This window comes from Curtobacterium phyllosphaerae (assembly GCF_049341865.1).
In the GTDB taxonomy this organism is placed as follows: Bacteria; Actinomycetota; Actinomycetes; order Actinomycetales; family Microbacteriaceae; genus Curtobacterium; species Curtobacterium phyllosphaerae.
In genome coordinates this window covers 310,824-333,921 of sequence record NZ_JBMPIU010000005.1, presented here as the reverse complement: position 1 = coordinate 333,921, position 23,098 = coordinate 310,824, and the positions used below count along the sequence as shown (strand labels likewise).

Below are 23,098 nucleotides of genomic sequence, written 5' to 3'. Positions count from 1 at the left end.
TGGTCGCATGCCATCGAAGAAGATATTCGGCATCGTCCTCGCTGGGGGCGAAGGAAAGCGACTGATGCCGCTGACCGCCGACCGCGCAAAGCCCGCAGTGCCCTTCGGCGGGAACTTCCGCTTGATCGACTTCGCGCTGAGCAACCTCGTCAACTCCGGGCTCAACAAGATCGTCGTCCTCACCCAGTACAAGTCGCACAGCCTCGACCGGCACGTGTCCCAGACCTGGCGGATGGAGGGTCTGCTCGGGTCCTACGTGGCATCGGTCCCGGCGCAGCAGCGGCTCGGCAAGCGGTGGTTCGCGGGCTCGGCGGACGCGATCCTGCAGAGCCTCAACCTGCTCCGCGACGAACGGCCCGACATCGTCGTCGTGGTCGGCGCGGACCACGTCTACCGGATGGACTTCTCGCAGATGGTCGAGGCGCACATCGCGTCCGGCCGGAGCGCCACCGTCGCGGCCATCCGCCAGCCGATCTCGCTCGCGGACCAGTTCGGCGTGATCAAGGTGGACGACGACGACCCGACGCGCATCGAGGCGTTCCTCGAGAAGCCGAAGGACGCCACGGGACTCCCCGACTCCCCCGGCGAGGTCCTCGCGTCGATGGGCAACTACGTCTTCAACGCGGACGCCCTCATCGACGCCGTGCTCCGCGACGGGCAGGTCGAGTCCTCGAACCACGACATGGGCGGCGACATCGTCCCGGACTTCGTGGACCGTGGGGACGCCGGCGTCTACGACCTGAACCGCAACGAGGTCCCGGGATCGACCGAGCGGGACAAGTACTACTGGCGCGACGTCGGGACGATCGACTCGTTCTTCGAGGCACACCAGGACCTCATCGCGGCACTGCCGATCTTCAACCTGTACAACGTCGACTGGCCGATCTTCACCCAGCAGATCAACTCCCCGCCGGCGAAGTTCGTCCGGGACGCCAAGGGCGACACGGGCACGACGATCGACTCGCTCGTCTCGCTCGGGTGTCTGCTCTCCGGCGCGCACGTGGAGCGGAGCGTGATCGGACCGTGGAGCACCATCGACTCCGGCGCCCGCGTGACGGACTCGGTGGTGTTCGAGCGGGCCTCGGTCGGGCCGGACTCCGTGGTGAACCGCACGATCCTCGACAAGGACGTCGTGATCGCAGCGGGTGCCCGGGTCGGAGTCGACCGCGCCGCCGACCTCGCCCGCGGGTTCACGGTCACGGAGTCGGGCATCACCGTCGTCGGCAAGGGCGTCCGCGTCGAGGCGTAGCGCACCGCACACGGACGGGAGGCACGGAGCGCGTCGGACGCGCACCGTGCCTCCCGTCCGTCGGTCGCCCCGGCACCCGCGGAGCCGGGCGTAACGCAGGCAGCCGCCCGTGCGGCGGACGCTAGCCTGGTCGCGTGCCGCGCTTCCTCGTCGTCCTCGATGCCGACTCCACGCTCCTCGAGGACGAGGTGATCGAGCTGCTCGCGGACGTCGCCGGGACCCGGGCGGAGGTCGCGTCGGTCACCGAACGCGCCATGCACGGCGACCTGGACTTCGCGGACTCGCTCCGACAGCGGGTCGCGACGCTCTCGGGCGTGTCCGCGACGACGTTCGCGTCGGTGCAGCGTGCGGTCCGCGTCACGGCCGGGGCTGCCGCGCTCGTGGCCGGCGTGCACGCGGCCGGCGGGACCGTCGGCGTCGTGTCGGGCGGGTTCCACGAGGTGCTGGATCCGGTCGCGGCGGCGCTCGGCCTCGACCACTGCCGTGCGAACCGGCTCGAGATCGTGGACGGTGCCCTCACCGGCCGCGTTCTCGGCGACGTCGTGGACGCGCACGCGAAGGCGGCGGCGCTCCGCGAGTGGGCGGCGGCGGACGACGTCCCGCTCGGGCGCGCGGTGGCGGTCGGCGACGGGGCGAACGACCTCGAGATGATGCGGGCGGCCGGCCTGTCGATCGCCTTCGACGCGAAGCCACGGGTCCGAGCCGAGGCCGACCTGGTCGCGGACCGGCGGGACCTCGCGCCCGTGCTGGCCTGCCTCGGACTCCGCGGCTGACGCCCGGGCCCGGGGCTGGCCCGCCCCTGGCTCCGGCACTGGCCCCGGCTGTGGCTGTGGCTGTGGCTGAGAATGCAGGATCGCGGCGTGCCCGGCCCCGGTACTCCGAATCGGTGCGTCCTCGGCGCGCGGCCCGGGGCTAGTTGCCCATCCCGACGCCGCCGTCAACGGGCAGGACGGCCCCGGAGATGTACCCTGCGTCGTCGGACGCGAGGAACATCACCGCCGCGGCGACCTCGTGCGCGCTGGCGTACCGGGCGACCGGGATCTGCTTCATGTACTCGGCCTTCACCTCGTCGGACAGGACGGCGGTCATCTCGGTCTCGATGAACCCGGGTGCGACGACGTTCGCCGTGATGCCGCGACTGCCGAGCTCGCGCGTGACGGACCGCGCGAACCCGATGAGGCCGGCCTTCGACGACGCGTAGTTGACCTGCCCTGCCGAGCCGAGCATGCCGACGACACTCGAGATGAGCACGACGCGGCCGAACCGGGCCTTCATCATGCCCTTCGACGCGCGCTTGACGACCCGGAACGTCCCGGTGAGGTTCGTGTCGACGACCGCGGTGAAGTCCTCCTCGGTCATCCGGAGGAGGAGCATGTCCTTCGTCACCCCGGCGTTCGCGACGACCACCTCGACCGGGCCGAGCTCCGCCTCGATCCGCGTGAAGGCCGCGTCGACGCTCGCCGTGTCGGTGACGTCCGCCTGCACGGTGAGGGACCCCTCCGGTCCGCCGACGCCGCTGCGGGACGTCACGGCGACACGGTGCCCGGCGGCGACGAACTCCGCCGCGATCGCGTGGCCGATGCCGCGGTTGCCGCCGGTGACGAGGACGGTACGGGGGTTTTCCACGGGAGGACTCCGATCAGGGGTGACGCGGGTTCGCGCCGAGGCGGTCGATGTGCACGCGAGTTCGGCCGTCCGCGAAACGCTGCTCCGCGAACGACCCGTACGAGCCTAGCGTCGGTGATCGGGCTTAGGCTTGTCCGGGGCAGACAACAGATCCGAGCGGAATGAAGACCAAGAGCATCACGACCCTTCCCGCGTCCCCGACGCAGGACCGTCAGTACCGCTTCAAGCGGTACGTCTTCACCATGTCCGTCCGCGTCGTGTGCTTCGTCGGAGCGGTCCTCCTGCACAACGTGTGGAGCATCGTGCCGCTCGTGCTCGCCGGCGTGATCCCGTGGGTCGCGGTGGTCGTCGCGAACGCCGGGAACCGTCGTGGTGGCGATCTCGTCCAACCCGGCGGCCAGCTGCAGGCCTACCGGGCGGACGCCGCTGCCGAGCGCGAGCAGCAGGAGCAGGACCGGGAGCAGCGCTACCGCGACGAGCAGCAGCAGCGCGCCGACGCAGCTCACGCCGACCAGGAACGCGCCGAGCAGGAGCGTGTCGCTCGCAACGCCGCGCGACGGGCGGGCCGGGCGAAGGCGGGCCACCGCTGATGGGAGCGACCTTCGACCTCCTGAGCACGGACCCCGGTCAGCCGGTGTGCTCGCGGGCCGGGTGCTCCGAGACCGCGCTCTGGCGGGTGAACTGGCGGAACCCGCGCATCCACGCTGCCGACCGCGTCAAGGTCTGGGCGGCCTGCGACGACCATCGGGGGTTCCTCGCGGACTACCTGCGATCCCGTGCGTTCCCGGTCGCCGTGACCGACATCCACGAGGACGTCGAACGGCTCGACGACGTCGCCGACTCGACCCGGACCGACGCGTCGACCAGCACCGACGGCCTCCCCCGGTGACCGTGCCCTCCACCGGGTCGCGCGGGCGCTCGACGGAGCCGGCCGACGCCGACTTCGACGCCCGGTCGCGGTACGGCCGGCGCGGCGCGGAACGCGTCCGTCGTCTCGACGCGGAGGCACGGCGCGCGGACACCCCGGACGGCACGACCGCGGACACCCCGGACCGCGACCCGGACGAGCCGTTCGTCGGGTGGGGCTTCGTCATCGGCCGTCGGTGGATGGGCTACATCGCGATCGCGATCGGCTTCGCGATCCTCTGCGCGTTCTTCGGCATGTGGCAGTGGGAACGCCGGAACGAAGCCGTCCGCGAGAACGACCAGATCGCGGCGAACTACGATCACGCTCCCGTCCCGCTCACCACCGCGTTGCCCCGCGCGTCGTCGTTCGACGACGACCAGACCTGGCTGCGCGTGTCGATGACCGGCCGGTACGACGTCGGCGAGCAGCTCCTCGTCCGGAACCGTGTCCACAACGGGCAGCCCGGGTTCGAGGTCCTCACCCCCCTCGTGACGAGCTCCGGCCGCGCGTTCGTCGTCGACCGCGGGTGGGTCCCGACTGGCAATGAGCAGGACTACCCGGACCGAGTGCCCGCTCCCCCGACGGGCGAGGTCACCGTCGTCGTCCGGCTGCAGGGCGACGAGCCGCACATCCCCGGACGATCGGATCCCGCGCACACCGACGAGATCCAGTCCGTGACGCTGTCGGACGTCGCGGCCAAGGTGTCGCAGCCGATCTGGTCCGGCGCCTACGGCCAGCTCGCCAGCGAGGACCCGGCCCCGACGCAGGCTGCCCCGCTCGGGTGGGACCGACCCTCGGCGGACACCGGCCTGCACCTCAGCTACTTCATCCAGTGGTTCATGTTCGCCGCCGGCGGGTTCGGGTTCCTCGCGTACCTGATGGTCCAGGAGTACCGGAACCTCAACCAGGACGACCCGGAGGAACGGGAGCGTGCCCAGGAACGGCAGCGCCGGAAGGACGCCCGACCCCGGACCGACGACGAGGTCGAGGACGAGCTGCTCAGTCGGTGAGCAGGCCTACGCGAGCTCGATGAACTCGGCGTACTCCTTGTTCCAGTGGTCCTCGGTGCCGTCCGGGAGCAGCAGGACGCGCTCCGGGTTGAGCGCCTCGACCGCACCGGCGTCGTGCGAGACGAGCACCACGGCGCCTTCGTACCCGGCCAGTGCGCCGAGGATCTCCTCGCGGGACGCCGGGTCCAGGTTGTTCGTCGGTTCGTCGAGGAGCAGGACGTTCGCGCCGGACACGACGATCATCGCGAGCGAGAGACGGGTCTTCTCGCCGCCGGACAGCACGCGCGCGGGCTTGTAGCCGTCGTCGCCGGTGAACAGGAACGAGCCGAGCACCCGGCGGGCCTCGGTCTCGGTCAGGTTCGGCGACGCCGACACCATGTTCTCGAGCACGGAACGGTCGATGTCGATGTTCTCGTGCTCCTGGGCGTAGTACCCGATCCGCAGACCGTGCCCGGGCAGGACCTCGCCGGTGTCGGGTGCGGACGCCCCAGCGAGGATCCGGAGCAGCGTGGTCTTGCCGGCGCCGTTGAAGCCGAGGATGACGACCCGGGACCCACGGTCGATCGCCAGGTCGACCCCGGCGAAGATCTCGAGCGAGCCGTACGACTTCGAGAGGCCCTCGGCCATCAGGGGGGTGCGTCCGCACGCGACCGGCGTCGGGAACCGCAGCTTCGCGACGCGGTCGACCTCGCGGACGTCCTCGAGCCCGGCGAGGAGCTTCTCGGCACGGGCGACCATCTGGTGCGCAGCCGCGGCCTTGGTGGCCTTCGCGCCGAACCGTGCGGCCTGCTTCTGCAGTTCGCCCGCCTTCTTCTCCGCGGTCTGGCGCTCCTTGCGACGACGTTCCTCGTCGGCGACCCGCTGACGCTGGTAGTGCTTCCACCCCATGTTGTAGATGTCGATCTGCTGCCGGTTCGCGTCGAGGTAGAAGACGCGGTTGACCACCTCGTCGACGAGCTCGACGTCGTGCGAGATCACGATCACGCCGCCCGGGTAGGTCTTGAGGTACTCCCGGAGCCAGATGATCGAGTCGGCGTCGAGGTGGTTCGTGGGCTCGTCGAGGATCATCGTGTCCGCCTCGGAGAACAGGATGCGGGCGAGCTCGATGCGGCGGCGCTGTCCACCCGAGAGCGTGCTGAGCTGCTGGTCGAGGATGCGGTCGGGGAGCTTGAGGTTCGACGCGATGGACGCCGCCTCGGCCTCGGCCGAGTACCCGCCGAGCGCGTTGAACTGGTCGTCGAGTCGTGCGTACCGGTTCATCGCCTTCTCGGCGACGGCCGGGTCGGCGGATCCCATGTCGACCGTGGCCTTGCGGATCGATTCCACGATCTCGCCGAGGCCCCGGGCATCGAGGATGCGCTTCCGAGCGGTGTCCTCGGGGTTCCCCGAGCGCGGGTCCTGCGGCAGGTAGCCGATCTCGCCGGTGGCCGTGATCGACCCGCCGGTGGGTGGCTGGTCGCCCGCGAGCGACTTGGTGAGCGTGGTCTTGCCGGCGCCGTTGCGACCGACCAGACCGATCTTGTCGCCCTTGTCGACGCGGAACGACACGTCCTGCATCAGCAGGCGAGCTCCGACGCGGATCTCGAGGTCGTGCACGGCAAGCACAGCGGAAGTCCAATCAGTTGGTGGGGTGGTCACAACGGTGTGTGCGTGGAGGGGGCCAATAGACTGGCAACACGGTCCGAGGTCCTGCTGTTCCGTCGCAGGCCGGACTCGACCACCGAACCATTCTAGGAGACTTCATGACGAATGCCGTCCCCGGCTCCGTCCGCACCGTCCTCGCGGACCGTGTCCGTTCGCGCGGGATCGCCACCGACACCGCCCTCGTCGCGGGCGGAGCACTGCTCACGGCCGCCATGGCGCAGGTCGAGGTCCCGATGTGGCCCGTGCCGATCACGGGGCAGACCCTGGCGGTCGTGCTCGTCGGCGCGACGCTCGGCGCCCGACGCGGAACGCTCTCGATGGTCGTCTACATGCTCGCCGGACTCGCGGGCGCGCCGTTCTTCGCCGGTTGGACCGGGGGGCTCCACGCCCTCGCCGTGCCGAGCTTCGGGTACGTCATCGGGTTCATCCCGTCGGCCGCCGTCATCGGCTGGCTCGCCCGGCGCGACTGGGACCGCCGGTTCCTCCGCGCCGCCGGGGCGTTCACGCTCGCGAGCGCCATCCCGTTCCTCACCGGGCTCCCCTACCTCGCGGTCGTCCTCGGCCAGCTCGGTACCCCGAACGACGTCGGCACGGTGCTGTCGCTCGGGCTGTGCCCGTTCGTGCTCGGTGGTCTCGCGAAGGCGCTCATCGCCGCGGGCGTCCTGCCGCTCGCCTGGAAGGCGCTCGGCCGCCGCCGCTGAGATCGCACGACTCGCCGTCTCGCGCTGCGCGAGATCGCAGGACACGCCGCGTCGCCGTGAGGCACGCGGCGTGTTCTGCGATCCGGACTGGTCGCGCTGCGCGCGCCCACGCAGGCGGAGACGGACTGGAGGCCCGGTACCAGCTGGTACCGGGCCTCCAGTCCGTCTCGTGGTCGGGTCAGATCGAGAACCCGAGGGCGCGCATCATCTCGCGACCGTCGTCGGTGATCCGGTCCGGACCCCACGGCGGCATCCACACCCAGTTGATGCGGAACTGGTCGACGACGCCGTCCAGGGCGTTCGCGGTGTCGCCCTCGATGACGTCCGTGAGCGGGCAGCCGGCGCTCGTCAGGGTCATGCTGATGATGAGCGCATCGGCCTCGTCGTCCCAGGCGAGGTCGTAGATCAGCCCGAGATCGACGATGTTGACGCCGAGCTCAGGGTCCGAGACCTCCTTGAGCGCCTCGGCGACCTCGTCGAACTTGGTGTCGGACAGCGTGGTGATCATCGCGGTCAGTGCGTCTCTGCGACGGCGTGCTCGGCGGCCGCTGCGTCAGCGGCGGCACTGGCGTCGGCGGCCGCGGTCACGTAGCGGTCGTAGCCCTCGTTCTCGAGGCGCTCAGCGAGCTCCGGGCCACCCTGCTCGGCGACCTTGCCGGCGACGAACACGTGGACGAAGTCCGGCGTGATGTAGCGGAGGATGCGCGTGTAATGGGTGATGAGCAGCACACCGAGGCCGGTGGCGTCGTGCGCGCGGTTGACGCCCTCGGACACGATCTTCAGCGCGTCGACGTCGAGGCCGGAGTCGGTCTCGTCGAGCACCGCGAACTTCGGCTTCAGCAGCTCGAGCTGCATGATCTCGTGGCGCTTCTTCTCGCCGCCGGAGAAGCCCTCGTTGACGTTCCGCTCGGCGAACGCGCTGTCCATCTTGAGGTCCGACATCGACTTCCGGAGGTCGGTGACCCACTTGCGGAGTGCGGGAGCCTCGCCGTCGATGGCGGTCTTGGCGGTGCGGAGGAAGTTGGACACCGTGACGCCCGGGATCTCGACGGGGTACTGCATCGCCAGGAACATGCCGGCACGGGCGCGCTGGTCCACGCTCATCGCGAGGACGTCCTCGCCGTCGAGCAGGATCTGACCACCGTCGACGTTGTACCGGGGGTGCCCGGCGATCGTGTACGCGAGCGTCGACTTGCCCGACCCGTTCGGCCCCATGATCGCGTGGATCTCACCCTCGTTGATGGTGAGGTCGACGCCGCGCAGGATGTCCTTCTTGCCCTGGTCGGTGTCGATCGAGACCTGGAGGTCCTTGATTTCGAGAGTGGACATCAGTGGTTCCTTCTGGCTGCTAGTTGCTGGTGACGACGTCGTGGGTGTCCACGTAGACGTCCCCGTTGTCGATCTGGACGCGGAACACCGGAACGGGTTCGTACGCGGGGAGGGTGAGCGGCTTGCCCGTCGTGAGCTCGAACTTCGACCCGTGGGCCCAGCACTCGAGCGTGCCGTCCTCGACGAAGCCCTCGGCGAGGGAGATGTCGCCGTGCGTGCAGGTGTCGCCGATCGCGTGGACGGTGCCGGCGGAGTCCTTGACGATGGCGACCGCGACGCCGTCGACGACCACGCGCATCGGGCTCTCGACGGCGATCTCGGACTCGGCGCAGACCTTGGTGGCCATCAGGCGGTCCCGCCCTGCTCGGCTCGGTCGGACTCGATGAGCCCGCCGTGCTCCGTCCGACCGCCGGCGAGCTCCTGCTCGATCGCGGCGACGAGGCGCTCCTCGAGCTCGGCGTCTCCGATCTTCTGGACGACCTCGACGAGGAAGCCCAGGACGACGAGACGACGGGCCTCGTCCTCCGGGATGCCGCGCGACTGCAGGTAGAAGAGGTGCTCGTCGTCGAACCGGCCGGTCGCGCTCGCGTGTCCGGCCCCGGCGATGTCACCGGTCTCGATCTCGAGGTTCGGGATGCTGTCGGCACGGGTGCCCTCGGACAGGACCAGGTTGCGGTTCTGCTCGTAGCTGTCCGTCCCGGCCGCGGGCCGCCCGATCAGGACGTCGCCGATCCACACGGTGTGCGCGCCTTCGCCCTGCAGCGCGCCCTTGTAGTTGACGCGGCTGCGGGTGTTCGGGGCGTCGTGGTTCACGTACACCTGCTGCTCGATGTACTGCCCGGCGTCCGCGAAGTACACGCCGTACATCTCGGTGTCGCCGCCCTGGGCGCCGAGGCGCGTCGACGGGTTGATCCGGATGACGCCGCCGCCGAGCGAGACGACGACGTGCTTCAGGAAGGCGTCGCGGCCGACCTCGGCGAAGTGCGTCCCGACGTGCACGGCGTCGTCGTCCCAGTCCTGGAGGGACACGACGGTGAGGCGCGAACCCGCCCCGGCGACGATCTCGACGTTCTCGGTGAGGAGCGCGGAACCGGTGCTGTTGATGATGACGGTGCCGGTGCTGTTCGGCTCCGCGATGATGACGGTGTGCGCCGCACGGGCCTGTGTGCCCATGTCCGAGCGGGTGATCGTGATGTGACCCGGCTCGTCGCCCGCGACGGTGATGGCGAGGACGGCGTCGCGTGCGGTCCAGGCGGCCGCCGAGGCGCGGTCCTCCGGGAGGCCGGCACTGCCGACGCGCTCGTCGTCGCTCCGGACCCACTCGACGCTCGCTCCACCGGTCTCGGTGGCGAGGAACGAGTAGGCGGCGCCGTCGAGATCGCCGTCGAGGAGGGGCTGGACCCGGGCGAGCGGGACGAACTTCCAGTTCACCTCGCGGCCGGTGACCGGCGCGAACGCGGCGAGGTCGGTGGAGGCGAACCGGGCGGACCGGGTCTGCACCGGGACCGCCGGACCCGTCGCGGCATCCCACCCGCCGTCCGAGTGCGCGCGGGCACCGTGCTGGTCGGTGCCCGTCCGGCTCGCCCCCGGACGGTCGTTGCCCGGTGCCTCCGGGGTGTCCTGGGGCGCGTCGGTCACCTGTCCGGCGTACGACTCCTCGGTGTCGTGGAGGTGGGTCCCGGTGAGCTCGGTGGGGTTCGGGGTGCTGGCACTCATCTAGCCGACGGATCCTTCCATGCTCATCTCGATGAGCTTGTTGAGTTCGAGCGCGTACTCCATCGGGAGCTCGCGAGCGATGGGCTCGATGAACCCGCGGACGATCATCGCCATCGCCTCGTCCTCGGGGAGCCCGCGGGACATGAGGTAGAACAGCTGCTCCTCGCTGACGCGGGAGACGGTGGCCTCGTGCCCGAGCTGGACGTCGTCGACGCGGATGTCGATCGCCGGGTACGTGTCGCTCCGCGAGATCGTGTCCACGAGCAACGCGTCGCACCGGACGGTGTTCGCGGCGTGGTGGGCCCCGGGGTCGACACGGACCTCGCCGCGGTACCCCGCCCGGCCACCGCCGCGTGCGATGGACTTCGACACGATCGAGGACGTCGTGTACGGCGCCATGTGGATCATCTTCGCGCCGGCGTCCTGGTGCTGCCCGGGACCGGCGAAGGCCACCGACAGCGTCTCGCCCTTCGCGTGCTCGCCGGCCAGGTAGATCGACGGGTACTTCATGGTGACCTTGGACCCGATGTTGCCGTCGATCCACTCCATCGTGGCGCCCTCGTGCGCGATCGCACGCTTGGTGACGAGGTTGTAGACGTTGTTCGACCAGTTCTGGATCGTCGTGTACCGCACGCGGGCGTTCTTCTTGACGATGATCTCCACGACCGCGGAGTGCAGCGAGTCCGACTTGTAGATCGGTGCCGTGCAGCCTTCGATGTAGTGCACGTAGGAGTCTTCGTCCGCGATGATCAGCGTGCGCTCGAACTGGCCCATGTTCTCGGTGTTGATCCGGAAGTAGGCCTGCAGCGGGATCTCGACGTGGACGCCCTTCGGGACGTAGACGAACGAGCCGCCGGACCACACGGCCGTGTTCAGGGCGGCGAACTTGTTGTCGCCGGCCGGGATCACGGTGCCGAAGTACTCCCGGAAGAGCTCCGGGTGCTCGCGGAGCGCCGTGTCGGTGTCCATGAAGATGACGCCCTGCTGCTCCAGGTCCTCGCGGATCTGGTGGTAGACGACCTCGGACTCGTACTGCGCGGCGACGCCGGCGACGAGGCGCTGGCGCTCGGCCTCCGGGATGCCGAGCTTCTCGTAGGTGGCGCGGATGTCCTCGGGGAGGTCCTCCCACGACTGCGCCTGCTTCTCCGTGGAGCGGACGAAGTACTTGATGTTGTCGAAGTCGATCCCGGACAGGTCGGCACCCCAGGCGGGCATCGGCTTGCGACCGAAGAGCGACAGACCCTTGCGGCGGTTGGCGAGCATCCACTCGGGTTCGTCCTTGAGCGCGGAGATGTCGGCGACGACCTCGTCCGAGATGCCGCGCCGCGCCGAGGCGCCCGCGGAGTCGGAGTCGGACCAGCCGAATTCGTACTGGCCGAGTCCCGCGAGTTCTGGTCGGTCGATGAGCACGTCAGACATGGTCACTCTCAATCTCTCGGGGGTGGTGCGGCTCGTCATGCGCTTGCGAGCTGCAACCACCAGGGGTTCAGCGTCATTCCGTGCGGGGCGACGTCGGCTGGCACGGCGGATCCGGAGCAGGTCACTGCGTACAATCGACTGCTGGCTGAACCCCGTGAGTCTACAGGTTCGGCATCCAGAACGACAGGAAGGCACTCCCTCCGTGACACGTGTCGGCATCCCCACAGGAACCGTGGACCGCACCGCCCGGTGGTGGAGCCTCCCCCGGCGGGTGGACCAGCGGGTGGTCTGGCTCGCATGGGCGTCGTTCGTGATCGAGGTCGTGCTCATCGGCACCGGCGGACTCGTCCGGCTCACGGCGTCCGGGCTCGGCTGCCCGACGTGGCCGGAGTGCACGGCCGGGTCCCTGACGACCACGCCGGAGATGGGCATCCACGGTGTCATCGAGTTCGGCAACCGGCTGATGACCTTCGTGCTCGTCGTCATCGCGATCGCCATGTTCCTGGCGGTCGTCCGCATGCGCCGCGCACGTCCCGAGCTGTTCTGGTTGGCCTTCGCGCAGGGTGTCAGCATCCCGGTCCAGGCGGTCATCGGCGGGATCAGCGTCCTGACGAACCTGAACCCGTACGTCGTCGGGCTGCACTTCGTGGTGTCGTCGGTGCTCGTCGTCGTCGCGACGGCGCTCGTGTACCGGAGCATGAACGGCCCTCGGACGAACGCGCGCACCGTCCCGCACTGGTACCGCTCGGTGGTCGGCGTCACCGTGGTCGTGGTCGGCGTCACGGTCGTGATGGGCATCCTGACGACGGGGTCGGGCCCACACGCCGGCTCGGACGCCGCCGTCGACGGCGGTCGGCTGCACCGCACCGGGTTCGCGCCCGTGGTGATGGAGCACCTGCACGCCTACCCCGCGTACGCCACGTTCGCACTCACCCTCGTGCTCGTCGTCGCCGCGGTCCGCCTCCGCCTGTCGAGCCGGTGGGCGCTCGGGCTCCTCGTCGTCGAGTTCGCGCAGATCGCCGTCGGACTCACACAGGCACGGACCGGGCTGCCGGTCGGGCTCGTCGGGACGCACATGGTGCTCGCCGGACTGCTCGTCGGGGCGATGACGGCGACGGTGCTCTCGACGCGTGGGAGCGCCGGTCGCGACGAGATGCGACTCCCCGCCTGACGCGACCCGCCTGACGCGCCCGACCCGCCTGCGCGACCCGCCTGACGCGCCCGACCCGCCTGACGCGACCCGTCTGACGCGAATTGTCTGACGCGCCCGACCCGCCCGGCCCGCTAGAAGGCGAAGACCTGCGGCAGGAGCGGGTCGATCCCGACCGCCAGGAACAGCAGGGTGAGGTACGTGATCGAGCTGTGGAACACCCGCATCGGCTTGACCTGCTCGACGTGCTGGATCGCCCGGGAGTACAACCGGTGCGACTCGACGACGAACCAGGCGCCCGACGCCAGCGCGACGACCGTGTAGAGCACACCCATGTGCGCCACCGGCACCAGGAGGAGCGAGCACACCACGGTGGCCCAGGCGTACAGGATCACCTGGAGGCCGACGACCGTGCGACCGCGGACGACCGCGAGCATCGGCACGCTCGCGGCGGCGTAGTCCGCGCGGTACTTCATCGACAGCGGCCAGTAGTGCGGCGGCGTCCACAGGAAGATCACCATGAACAGGATCACCGGTGTCCAGGTCAGCGACCCAGTCACCGCCGCCCAGCCGATGAGGACGGGCATGCACCCGGCCGCACCGCCCCAGACGATGTTCTGTGGTGTCCGGCGCTTGAGCCAGAGCGTGTAGACGAAGACGTAGAACAGGATCGCGGCGACGCTGAGGGCGGCCGACAGCCAGTTCACGAGCAGTCCGAGCTCGATCGTGGACGCGACGCCGAGGACCCACGAGAACCACCAGGCCTCGCGATCGGAGAGCACGCCCGTCACGAGCGGCCGGGCACTCGTCCGTTTCATCAGGCGGTCGATGTCGCGGTCGATGTAGCAGTTGAAGGCCGCGGCGGAGCCGGCGCTCAGTGCTCCGCCGACGAGCGTCCAGAGGACGAGCCACAGGTCCGGGACGCCGCGCGCCGCGAGGAACATCGTCGGGGCGGTCGTCACGAGGAGGAGCTCCATGACCCGCGGCTTCGTGAGCGCGACGTACCCGCGGGCCTTCGCGGAGAAGGTCGGACGGACGGGTGCGGGCCGGATCACGGCGGCTGTCGGCAATGGGACCTCTGTCTACGGGCGCTCTCGATCAGCTGCGCGACGTCGGGCTGTGACGGTCGAGAACGCATGCGGTGTCGGTCGGCCTGCTCCGTCGACGTACGGATCGCTGACGTACGAATCGCTGATGTACGAACCGCGGGTGTACGAACCGCTGACGACGGACGGCCGGGGACGGGCACAGTTTACGTGATCGCACGGACAGCGCGGTCCGGATCCCCGAGCGTCGTCCGGATCGTGGTCGCTGCGCGCGCGTCGGCTGCCTGAATGCTCACTGAGTGAGGGTTCACTATGCTGGAGACGCCTGCCCGCAGTGTGCCCCGAAGACGTGAGCCTCAGCAGATCGAGTCGTCGGCCGCAGCGCTCACATGTGAACGTGGTCGACAGGACGCGGGGCGGGCGTCATGTCCGTGCGGGAGCACGAGCCCTCGCACATGTCGCATCAAGAAGGGTCATCATTCCAGTGGCAGATTTCGCATGGGATTCCATCGACAAGAAGGCCGTCGACACGGCCCGCGTGCTCGCAGCCGACGCCGTCGAGACTGCGGGCAACGGCCACCCCGGCACCGCGATGAGTCTCGCCCCGCTCGCGCACCTCCTGTTCCAGAAGGTGATGCGCCGCGACCCGAGTGACAGCACCTGGATCGCCCGCGACCGCTTCATCCTCTCCGCCGGGCATGCCTCGATCCTGCAGTACGTCCAGTTCTACCTGGGCGGCTACGGCCTCGAGCTCGACGACCTCGAGCACCTCCGCAAGTGGGGCTCGAAGACCCCGGGCCACCCGGAGTACGGCCACACCGACGGTGTCGAGATCACCACCGGACCGCTCGGCCAGGGACTCGCGTCCGCGGTCGGCATGGCGTACGCCCAGCGGTTCGAGCAGGGCCTGTTCGATCCGGAGTCGACCGGCAACGACAGCCCGTTCGCGCACTACACGTACGTGATCTCGGGCGATGGCGACAACCAGGAGGGCGTGACCAACGAGGCCGCCTCGCTCGCGGGGCACCAGGAGCTCGGCAACCTCATCGTCTTCTACGACTCGAACCAGATCTCGATCGAGGACGACACCGACATCGCCTTCACCGAGGACGTCCCGGCTCGCTACCGCGCGCTGGGGTGGCAGACGCTCGAGGTCGACTGGAAGAAGACCGGCGAGTACTCCGAGGACGTCGAGGCGCTGTACGCCGCGATCGAGGAGGCCAAGGCCGAGACCGGCAAGCCGTCCCTCATCGTCCTCAAGACGATCATCGGCTGGCCGTCCCCGACCAAGCAGAACACCGGCAAGATCCACGGCTCCGCCCTCGGCACGGACGAGATCCGGGGCCTCAAGGAGGTCCTCGGCTTCGACCCCGACGAGTCGTTCGTGGTCGCCCCCGAGGTGCTCGAGTACACCCGCGGTGCCGTCGCGAAGGGTCAGGAGCAGCACGCCGAGTGGCAGCGCTCGTTCGACGCGTGGGCGGCGGCCAACCCCGAGAAGAAGGCGCTGTTCGACCGCGTCCAGAGCCAGGAGCTCCCCGAGGGCCTCGAGGCGGCACTGCCCGTCTTCGGCACCGAGAAGGAGATCTCCACCCGCGCTGCGTCGGGCAAGGTCATCAACGCGATCGCGCCGCTGATGCCGGAGTTCTGGGGCGGCTCGGCCGACCTCGCGGAGTCGAACCTCACGACGATCGAGGGCGCGAAGTCCTTCGTCCCGACGAAGTACTCGACGACGATGTGGAAGGGCGACCCGCACGGTCGGGTGCTGCACTTCGGCATCCGCGAGCACGCCATGGGTGCGATCCTGTCCGGCATCGTGCTGCACGGGAACACCCGCGCGTTCGGTGGCACCTTCCTCATCTTCAGCGACTACATGCGTCCGGCGGTGCGTCTCGCGGCACTGATGAAGGCCCCGTCGATCTACGTCTGGACGCACGACTCGGTCGCCCTCGGCGAGGACGGCCCGACGCACCAGCCGATCGAGCAGCTCACCGCGCTCCGGGCGATCCCGGGCCTCGACGTCGTCCGTCCGGCGGACGCCAACGAGGTGGCCTACGCCTGGCTCGCCGTCCTGCAGAAGAAGGAGGGCCCGGCCGGTCTCGCGCTGAGCCGTCAGAACCTGCCCGTCTTCGAGCGCGGTGAGGGCGACGCCTCCGGCGAGACCTTCGCCTCGGCGAAGAACACCGTCAAGGGCGCGTACGTGCTCGCCGAGGCGCCGAACGGCACTCCGGACGTCATCCTCATCGGCACGGGCTCCGAGGTCCAGATCGCCGTCGCGGCACGCGAGCAGCTCAAGGGCGAGGGCATCAACGCCCGGGTCGTGAGCGCGCCGAGCCTCGAGTGGTTCGCCGCCCAGCCCGAGTCCTACCGCGAGTCGGTCCTGCCGGCCGGCGTGAAGGCGCGCGTCTCGGTCGAGGCCGGGATCGGCATGAGCTGGCGCGACGTCGTCGGCGACGCCGGTCGGAGCGTCTCGATCGAGCACTTCGGTGCCTCGGCCGACTACCAGACGCTCTACCAGGAGTTCGGCATGACGGCGGAGCACGTCGTCGCCGCCGCCAAGGAGAGCATCGCAGCGGCCTCCTGAGCCATCGGGCCGGGTCCGCCAGCGGACCCGGCCCTGCTCGTTCCGGACGCAACCGGAGACGGACGGGAGGCACGGTGCGGGTCCGCCCCGCGCCTCCCGTCCCACAGAACGTGTGGCCCTCGGGGCCACGGAACAGAGAGAAGAAGCGACATGAGCGACACCACCACCCCCACCGCAGCGCTCTCCGCAGCCGGCGTCAGCATCTGGCTCGACGACCTCTCGCGTGAGCTCCTCGAGACGGGCCGTCTCGACGGTCTCATCGAGGACCGCAACGTCGTCGGCGTGACCACCAACCCGACGATCTTCGCCTCCGCCCTCGCGAACGGCGAGCGGTACAACGACCAGGTGCGGGAACTCGGCGCAGCCGGCACCCCCGTCACGGACGCGATCTTCGCCATCACGACGCAGGACGTCGCGACCGCGTGCGACAAGTTCCGTGCCATCTACGACGACACCCGCGGGTTCGACGGCCGCGTGTCGATCGAGGTCGAGCCGGGTCTGGCGCACGACACCGCCAAGACCATCGAGCAGGCCAGGTTCCTGCACGACAAGGTCGGCAAGGAGAACGTCCTCATCAAGATCCCGGCGACGCTCGAGGGGCTCGAGGCGATCACCGAGACCATAGGTGCCGGCATCTCGGTGAACGTCACCCTGATCTTCAGCCTCGAGCGCTACCGCGCCGTGATCGACGCCTACCTCGGCGGGCTGGAGAAGGCCAAGGCCGCCGGCCACGACCTGTCGAAGATCCACTCCGTCGCGTCGTTCTTCGTCTCGCGCGTCGACACCGAGATCGACAAGCGCCTCGACGCCATCGGGACCGACGAGGCCACGGCCCTCAAGTCGAAGGCCGGCGTCGCGAACGCGCAGCTCGCCTACCAGGTGTACGAGCAGGCGTTCGCGTCCGAGCGTGCCAAGGGCCTCGAGGCCGCCGGCGCGAACCCGCAGCGTCCGCTCTGGGCGTCCACCGGCGTGAAGGACCCGTCGCTGCCCGACACCCTCTACGTCACCGGCCTCGTGGCTGCGGGCGTCGTGAACACGATGCCGGGCAAGACGCTCGAGGCGACCTTCGACCACGGTGTGGTCGAAGGCGACACCATCACGGGCGAGTACGACGCCGCGAACCAGGTCATGGACTCGCTCGCCGCCGTCGGGATCGACTACGACGACGTCGTCGCCGTCCTCGAGAAGGAGGGCGTGGACAAGTTCGACGTGTCCTGGGGTGAGCTCGTCGACACCGTCAAGAACGCGCTCGAAGGCGGGGACGCCGCCAAGTGACGGTCTCCATCGCAGCATCCGGCGCCGCAGCGTCCGCGATCGAGTCGGTCGTCCCCCGACTCGTCGCGGACGCCGTGGCGTCCGGCATCACGGCGCAGGACCCGTCGCTCTGGGGGCCGGACGCAGAGTCCGACGCCGCCGAGCGCCTGGGCTGGACCGAGGCGGTCATGACGTCCCGGCCGCTCGTCGCCGAGATCGCCGAGCTCCGCAAGCACCTGCACCACCAGCGCGTCGACCACGTCGTCCTCGCGGGGATGGGCGGATCGTCCCTCGCGCCGGAGGTCATCGCGCGGACCTACGGTCGTGAACTCGTCGTGCTCGACAGCACCGATCCGATCCAGGTCGCGAACGCCGTCGCCACGGACCTCGAGCGCACCGTGCTCGTCGTCTCGTCGAAGTCGGGTTCGACGCTCGAGACCGACAGCCAGCGCCGCGTGTACGAGGCCGCGTTCCGCGCGGCCGGCATCGACCCCGCTGGGCGCATCGTCGTGGTGACCGACCCGGGATCGGCGCTCGAGCAGCTGGCGCGCGACGCCGGCTACCGGGTGTTCCTCGCCGACCCGACCGTCGGCGGCCGCTACTCGGCACTGACCGCGTTCGGCCTCGTGCCGTCCGGGCTCGCCGGTGTCCCGCTCGACGAACTCCTCGACGAGGCCGAGGCGATCTCGCCGCTCCTCGCGACCGACGCGGACGAGAACCCGGGGCTGGTGCTCGGCGCCGTCCTCGGCGGGACGTCGCCGCTCCGCGACAAGATCGCGATCGTGTCGGACGGCACGCACATCCTCGGCTTCGGCGACTGGATCGAACAGCTGCTCGCCGAGTCCACCGGCAAGGCCGGCACCGGTCTCCTGCCCGTCGTCCTCGGCGTGGACGCGCCCGAGCTGACCGCGGAACTGCCCGACCTCCAGGTCATCCGCCTCGTCGGGTCCCGCGACGACGAGCGGGAGGTCGCCGACGGCGAGGTCGAGATCGCTGGATCGCTCGGTGGACAGATCATGGTCTGGGAGTACGCCGTGTCGGTCGCCGGACGACTGCTCGGGATCAACCCGTTCGACCAGCCCGACGTCGAGGCCGCCAAGGCCGCCGCACGCACGCTGCTCGAGGAGACCCCGGCCCCCGGCCCGGTGGCGTTCACCGAGTCCGGTGTCGACGTCCGCGCGACCGCCGACGTCGCCGTGGGCGACACCCTGTCGGATGCCGTCTCCGCGCTCCTCGAGCACGTCGGCGACACCGGCTACGTGTCGATCCAGGCCTACGTCGACCGCGAACACAACCGCAACCTCGAGCAGCTCCGCGATCTCGTCGCGCTGCGCACCGGCCGCCCGGTCACCTTCGGGTACGGTCCTCGGTTCCTCCACTCGACCGGGCAGTTCCACAAGGGCGGCCCTGCCGTCGGCGTGTTCCTGCAGATCGTCGCGGCGGAGCCCACGGACCTCGAGATCCCCGACCGCCCGTTCACCTTCGGTGAGCTCATCCAGGCGCAGGCAGCAGGTGACGCGGGCGTGCTCGCGGACCACGGCCGTCCCGTCCTGACGCTCACCGTCTCGGACGTCCAGGCTGCCGCACCGGTCATCGCCGGCGCCGTGCAGTCCTGACCGTCGAAGGAGTTCTCCGACACATGTCACCGGTGGCAATCACCCCCGAGCACAACCCGCTCCGGCTGCCGTCCGATCGTCGCCTGAACCGGATCGCGGGCCCCAGCGCCCTCATCATCTTCGGAGTCACGGGGGACCTCTCCCGCAAGAAGCTGATGCCCGCCGTCTACGACCTCGCGAACCGGGGGCTCCTGCCGCCCGGGTTCGCGTTGGTCGGGTTCGCCCGCCGCGACTGGGAGGACCAGGACTTCTCCCAGGTCGTGCACGACGCGGTCCAGGAGCACAGCCGCACCCCGTTCGACGAGGACGTCTGGCGACAACTCGCGGAGGGCATCCGGTTCGTCCAGGGGTCGTTCGACGACCCGGCGGCCTTCCGCCAGCTCAAGGAGACCGTCGACGAGCTGGACGCCGAGCGCGGCACGATGGGGAACCACGCGTTCTACCTCTCGATCCCGCCGAAGGCGTTCCCGGTCGTCACGGAGCAGCTGAAGCTCTCCGGTCTCATCGAGAAGCCCGACGACGCCTGGAGCCGGGTGGTCATCGAGAAGCCGTTCGGGTCCGACCTCCGGACCGCCCGCGAGCTCAACGCGATCGTCGAGTCGGTGTTCGCGCCGGACGACGTGTTCCGCATCGACCACTACCTCGGCAAGGAGACCGTCCAGAACCTCCTGACGCTCCGGTTCGCGAACCAGATGTACGAGCCCCTCTGGAACTCGAACTACGTCGACCACGTGCAGATCACCATGGCCGAGGACATCGGCGTCGCCGGGCGTGCCGCGTACTACGACGGCATCGGCGCGGCGCGCGACGTCATCCAGAACCACCTGCTCCAGCTCCTCGCCCTCACGGCGATGGAGGAGCCGGTGAGCTTCAAGGCCAGCGACCTCCGGGCCGAGAAGGAGAAGGTCCTCTCCGCCGTCCGACTGCCGGACGAGCTCGCGACCGGAACGAGCCGCGGGCAGTACGCCGGCGGGTGGCAGGGCGGCGAGAAGGTGCTCGGGTTCCTCGAGGAAGCAGGGATGGACCCGGACTCGACGACGGAGACCTACGCCGCGATCAAGCTCGGCATCGCCACGCGGCGCTGGGCCGGGGTCCCGTTCTACCTCCGCGCCGGCAAGCGTCTGGGGCGACGGGTCACCGAGATCGCGATCGTGTTCAAGCGGGTCCCCCAGGAGATCTTCGGGATCGGCGAGCGGGCCCCGCTCGGCCAGAACGCGCTCGTCATCCGCGTCCAGCCCGACGAGGGTGTGACGCTCCGCTTCGGATCGAAGGTGCCGGGCGTCGGCACCCAGGTCCGCGACGTCACGATGGACTTCGGCTACGGCCACGCGTTCACGGAGGCGAGCCCGGAGGCGTACGAACGACTGATCCTCGACGTCCTCCTCGGCGACCCGCCGCTGTTCCCCCGTCACCAGGAGGTCGAGCTCTCCTGGAAGATCCTCGACCCGATCGAGGAGTTCTGGGCCGAGCAGGGCCAGCCTGAGCAATACCGTCCCGGCACCTGGGGACCGTCGTCCGCCGACGACCTCCTCGCTCGCGACGGCCGTACCTGGAGGCGTCCATGAAGATCGACCTGCCGAACACCACCGTCTCGAAGATCCAGAAGGCACTGGTCCGGATCCGCGAGGAGGGCGGCGCGGTCGCACTCGGCCGTGTCCTGACCCTCGCCGTCGCGACCTCCCTCGGCCACGAGGAAGAGGCGATCGAGGCCGCGAACGAGGCGTCCCGCGAGCATCCGATGCGGGTCATCATCGTGTCGCGGAACAGTGGCGACACCGCGTCCCCGGGCCGGCTCGACGCGCAGATCCGGGTGGGCAGCGACGCCGGCGCGAGCGAGGTCATCGTGCTCCGCGCCTACGGCGAGACGGCGTCCGACGAGGAGGGTCTGGTCACCGGCCTCCTCCTCCCCGATGCGCCGGTCGTCGCGTGGTGGCCGGAGAAGGCGCCGACGACCCCGTCGGAGTCCGCGCTCGGCCGGATCGCCCAGCGTCGGATCACCGACGCCGCGAACCAGGGCGACCCCCGTCTTGCGATCGAGGCGCTCGGGTCCTCGTACCGTCCGGGCGACACCGACTTCGCCTGGACGCGACTCACCCTGTGGCGCAACCAGCTCGCTGCGGCGCTCGACCAGCCGCCGTACGAGCCGGTCACCGCGGTCGAGGTGTCCGGGGCGAGCGACTCTCCGTCGACGCTCCTGCTGGCCGCCTGGCTCCAGTTGCGGCTCCAGGTCCCGGTCACGCAGGTCACCTCCCCGCGCGCCACGGGGTCGAGCGGCATCCACGGCGTCACGCTCGTGCGGGAGTCGGGATCGATCGTCCTCGAACGGTCGCTCGTCGACGTCGCCACGCTCGACCAGCCCGGCCAGCCGACCCACACCCTGTCGCTGCCTCGCCGGAACCTGCGCGACTGCCTGGCGGAGGAACTCCGTAGACTCGACCCGGACGTGCTCTTCGGGGACGTCGTCAAGCACGGCGTGCGTCAACTGAGTGCAGCCGTCGCCGGCTGATCGACCCATCATCAGCCGCAACCTGAACCACGGGAGACACGTGACCAACGAACGACGGGTGCTGGTGCACTCGGACAAGCAATCGCTCGGCGCCTCCGTCGCCGCACGATTCATCACGAAGATGATCGACGTCATCGACGAGCAGGGCCAGGCATCGATCGCCATCAGCGGCGGGTCGGTCTCGTCCCTGGTCCTGAAGGACATCGGCGACTCCGCGGCGAGCGAGAACGTCGACTGGGCCAAGGTCCACGTGTGGTGGGTCGACGAGCGGTGGGTGCCCGAGGGCGACGCCGACCGCAACGACGCCGCGACGCAGACCGACTTCTTCGACAAGGTGTCGATCCCGGCCGAGAACATCCACCGGATGCCCACCAGCGACGCCGGCCTCTCCATCGACGAGGGCGCCGAACGGTACGCGGACGAACTCCGAGCCGCAGCACGCGAGGGCGCGTTCGCCCCGGCGTTCGACATCACCCTGCTCGGGGTCGGTCCGGACGGGCACACCGCGTCGCTGTTCCCGGAGTTCGACCAGCTGTCGGTGACCGACCGCAGCGTGGTGTCGGTGGACAACTCGCCGAAGCCGCCGCCGCAGCGACTCACGGTCACCTTCCCGGTGATCAACGCGTCGCAGCGTGTCTGGGTGATCCTGTCCGGCGCCGAGAAGGCGTCCGTCCTCGGGCTGGCCCTCGCGGGTGCATCCGTCGACGAGGTCCCGGTCGGCGGCGTCCAGGGACGGAAGCGCACGGTGTTCTTCGTCGACGAGGACGCGGCACGCGACGTGCCGGAGAACCTCATCGCGTCGACCTACTGAGACACGGCGGACCTCCTGCGTCACAGCGGACCTCCTGCGACACGGCGGACCTCCTGCGACACGGCGGACCCTGCCGCGGTCGGCTCGAGCTGACCGCGGCAGGTCCGTGCATGACGAAGGCCCGGTACCGATCGGTACCGGGCCTTCGTCGTGTCCGTGAGGTCAGTCGTCGGCCTTCACCGTGCCACGACGAGCCCGGAGCTGCTGCAGGGCTTCTTCGAGGAGCTGTGCGGCTTCTTCCTCGGTCCGACGTTCCTTGACGTAGGCGAGGTGGGTCTTGTAGGGCTCGGTCTTCGCGACGCTCGGCGGGTTGGCCTTGTCGCGACCCGCCGGGAGTCCGGTCGACGGCGAGTCGATCGTCTCCGGGATCTCTTCGTCCGGGAGGCCGGCGGCGAAGTACCGCACGGTCTCGTTCCCGACGGCGTCCCAGTAGGAGATCGCGACCCGGTCAGCCTGGATGCCCCGGTCCTGCTCCCCCATCGGGCCCGCGCCGACGCGAGACCCCCGGATAGCGCTTCCACCTGATGCCATAC

General features: G+C 69.8%; 22 protein-coding genes. 13 read left to right on the top strand and 9 right to left on the bottom strand.

Annotation, left to right across the window (positions count from 1 at the left end; all coding sequences use genetic code 11):
* Nucleotides 1-7: 7 nt before the first annotated feature.
* Nucleotides 8-1,249 (top strand): glucose-1-phosphate adenylyltransferase, encoded by a 1,242-nt coding sequence (locus tag ACO0E0_RS11525; RefSeq protein WP_422871548.1) that lies wholly within the window; start codon nucleotides 8-10, stop codon nucleotides 1,247-1,249.
* A gap of 134 nt (nucleotides 1,250-1,383) precedes the next feature.
* On the top strand, nucleotides 1,384-2,022 hold the full coding sequence (serB, locus tag ACO0E0_RS11520) for a phosphoserine phosphatase SerB (RefSeq protein WP_422871547.1): 639 nt from the start codon (nucleotides 1,384-1,386) through the stop codon (nucleotides 2,020-2,022).
* A gap of 139 nt (nucleotides 2,023-2,161) precedes the next feature.
* On the opposite strand, the gene fabG is transcribed toward serB, so the two are convergent.
* Nucleotides 2,162-2,875, bottom strand: coding sequence for a 3-oxoacyl-ACP reductase FabG (fabG, locus tag ACO0E0_RS11515; RefSeq protein ID WP_422871546.1), 714 nt, complete (start codon nucleotides 2,873-2,875; stop codon nucleotides 2,162-2,164).
* A gap of 161 nt (nucleotides 2,876-3,036) precedes the next feature.
* Between fabG and ACO0E0_RS11510 the strand changes: the two genes are divergently transcribed.
* The 3 genes from ACO0E0_RS11510 to ACO0E0_RS11500 are packed head-to-tail and all read left to right on the top strand — an operon-like array spanning nucleotide 3,037 to nucleotide 4,792.
* Nucleotides 3,037-3,465 carry a DUF3099 domain-containing protein gene (locus ACO0E0_RS11510; RefSeq protein ID WP_422871545.1) on the top strand — a complete coding sequence of 143 codons (429 nt, stop codon included), beginning with the start codon at nucleotides 3,037-3,039 and terminating at the stop codon, nucleotides 3,463-3,465.
* The gene (locus ACO0E0_RS11505) at nucleotides 3,465-3,764 is read left to right on the top strand and encodes a hypothetical protein (RefSeq protein WP_422871544.1); all 300 of its coding nucleotides are present in this window, start codon (nucleotides 3,465-3,467) and stop codon (nucleotides 3,762-3,764) included. The genes ACO0E0_RS11510 and ACO0E0_RS11505 overlap by 1 nt, the downstream gene beginning before the upstream one ends.
* Entirely contained in the window at nucleotides 3,761-4,792 is a 1,032-nt protein-coding gene (locus ACO0E0_RS11500) for an SURF1 family cytochrome oxidase biogenesis protein (RefSeq protein ID WP_422871543.1), read from the top strand. The genes ACO0E0_RS11505 and ACO0E0_RS11500 overlap by 4 nt, the downstream gene beginning before the upstream one ends.
* A 6-nt stretch (nucleotides 4,793-4,798) precedes the next feature.
* Here ACO0E0_RS11500 and ACO0E0_RS11495 read toward each other — a convergent pair whose 3' ends face one another.
* Nucleotides 4,799-6,397: an ABC-F family ATP-binding cassette domain-containing protein gene (locus ACO0E0_RS11495; RefSeq protein WP_422871542.1), complete on the bottom strand. Its 1,599-nt coding sequence runs from the start codon at nucleotides 6,395-6,397 to the stop codon at nucleotides 4,799-4,801.
* Between the two features lie 137 nt (nucleotides 6,398-6,534).
* Here ACO0E0_RS11495 and ACO0E0_RS11490 point away from each other — a divergent pair, with 137 nt between their 5' ends.
* Entirely contained in the window at nucleotides 6,535-7,137 is a 603-nt protein-coding gene (locus ACO0E0_RS11490) for a biotin transporter BioY (RefSeq protein ID WP_422871541.1), read from the top strand.
* A 178-nt stretch (nucleotides 7,138-7,315) separates the two neighbouring features.
* Here ACO0E0_RS11490 and ACO0E0_RS11485 read toward each other — a convergent pair whose 3' ends face one another.
* Genes ACO0E0_RS11485 through sufB form a run of 5 tightly spaced genes read right to left on the bottom strand, consistent with a single transcriptional unit; the run spans nucleotide 7,316 to nucleotide 11,601 of the window.
* Entirely contained in the window at nucleotides 7,316-7,645 is a 330-nt protein-coding gene (locus tag ACO0E0_RS11485) for a metal-sulfur cluster assembly factor (RefSeq protein ID WP_422871540.1), read from the bottom strand.
* A gap of 5 nt (nucleotides 7,646-7,650) precedes the next feature.
* Entirely contained in the window at nucleotides 7,651-8,466 is an 816-nt protein-coding gene (gene sufC, locus ACO0E0_RS11480) for a Fe-S cluster assembly ATPase SufC (RefSeq protein WP_422871539.1), read from the bottom strand.
* Nucleotides 8,467-8,485: 19 nt separating this feature from the next.
* Nucleotides 8,486-8,812 (bottom strand): non-heme iron oxygenase ferredoxin subunit, encoded by a 327-nt coding sequence (locus tag ACO0E0_RS11475; RefSeq protein WP_422871538.1) that lies wholly within the window; start codon nucleotides 8,810-8,812, stop codon nucleotides 8,486-8,488.
* Nucleotides 8,812-10,182, bottom strand: a complete 1,371-nt coding sequence (gene sufD, locus ACO0E0_RS11470) for a Fe-S cluster assembly protein SufD (RefSeq protein WP_422871537.1) — start codon at nucleotides 10,180-10,182, stop codon at nucleotides 8,812-8,814. The genes ACO0E0_RS11475 and sufD overlap by 1 nt, the downstream gene beginning before the upstream one ends.
* A complete protein-coding gene (sufB, locus tag ACO0E0_RS11465) occupies nucleotides 10,183-11,601 on the bottom strand; it encodes a Fe-S cluster assembly protein SufB (RefSeq protein WP_422871536.1) in 1,419 nt (472 codons plus the stop codon).
* 232 nt (nucleotides 11,602-11,833) lie between these two features.
* On the opposite strand from sufB, the gene ACO0E0_RS11460 reads away from it, so the two are divergent.
* Nucleotides 11,834-12,772 (top strand): COX15/CtaA family protein, encoded by a 939-nt coding sequence (locus ACO0E0_RS11460; protein WP_422871535.1) that lies wholly within the window; start codon nucleotides 11,834-11,836, stop codon nucleotides 12,770-12,772.
* 113 nt (nucleotides 12,773-12,885) lie between these two features.
* Here the strand turns inward: ACO0E0_RS11460 and ACO0E0_RS11455 are convergent, their stop codons facing one another.
* Nucleotides 12,886-13,821, bottom strand: coding sequence for a heme o synthase (locus ACO0E0_RS11455; RefSeq protein ID WP_422871534.1), 936 nt, complete (start codon nucleotides 13,819-13,821; stop codon nucleotides 12,886-12,888).
* Between the two features lie 460 nt (nucleotides 13,822-14,281).
* Between ACO0E0_RS11455 and tkt the strand changes: the two genes are divergently transcribed.
* From tkt to pgl, 6 genes are all read left to right on the top strand, one after another.
* A complete protein-coding gene (tkt, locus tag ACO0E0_RS11450) occupies nucleotides 14,282-16,378 on the top strand; it encodes a transketolase (RefSeq protein WP_422871533.1) in 2,097 nt (698 codons plus the stop codon).
* Between the two features lie 150 nt (nucleotides 16,379-16,528).
* On the top strand, nucleotides 16,529-17,653 hold the full coding sequence (tal, locus tag ACO0E0_RS11445) for a transaldolase (protein WP_422871532.1): 1,125 nt from the start codon (nucleotides 16,529-16,531) through the stop codon (nucleotides 17,651-17,653).
* Nucleotides 17,650-19,248 carry a glucose-6-phosphate isomerase gene (locus tag ACO0E0_RS11440; RefSeq protein WP_422871531.1) on the top strand — a complete coding sequence of 533 codons (1,599 nt, stop codon included), beginning with the start codon at nucleotides 17,650-17,652 and terminating at the stop codon, nucleotides 19,246-19,248. The genes tal and ACO0E0_RS11440 overlap by 4 nt, the downstream gene beginning before the upstream one ends.
* 23 nt (nucleotides 19,249-19,271) lie before the next feature.
* Nucleotides 19,272-20,813 (top strand): glucose-6-phosphate dehydrogenase, encoded by a 1,542-nt coding sequence (gene zwf / locus ACO0E0_RS11435; RefSeq protein WP_422871530.1) that lies wholly within the window; start codon nucleotides 19,272-19,274, stop codon nucleotides 20,811-20,813.
* Nucleotides 20,810-21,754: a glucose-6-phosphate dehydrogenase assembly protein OpcA gene (locus ACO0E0_RS11430; protein WP_422871529.1), complete on the top strand. Its 945-nt coding sequence runs from the start codon at nucleotides 20,810-20,812 to the stop codon at nucleotides 21,752-21,754. Before zwf ends, ACO0E0_RS11430 begins: the two co-directional genes overlap by 4 nt.
* A 40-nt stretch (nucleotides 21,755-21,794) precedes the next feature.
* On the top strand, nucleotides 21,795-22,565 hold the full coding sequence (gene pgl, locus ACO0E0_RS11425) for a 6-phosphogluconolactonase (protein ID WP_422871528.1): 771 nt from the start codon (nucleotides 21,795-21,797) through the stop codon (nucleotides 22,563-22,565).
* Nucleotides 22,566-22,727: 162 nt separating this feature from the next.
* Here pgl and ACO0E0_RS11420 read toward each other — a convergent pair whose 3' ends face one another.
* Nucleotides 22,728-23,096, bottom strand: a complete 369-nt coding sequence (locus ACO0E0_RS11420) for an RNA polymerase-binding protein RbpA (RefSeq protein ID WP_422871527.1) — start codon at nucleotides 23,094-23,096, stop codon at nucleotides 22,728-22,730.
* Nucleotides 23,097-23,098: the final 2 nt, after the last annotated feature.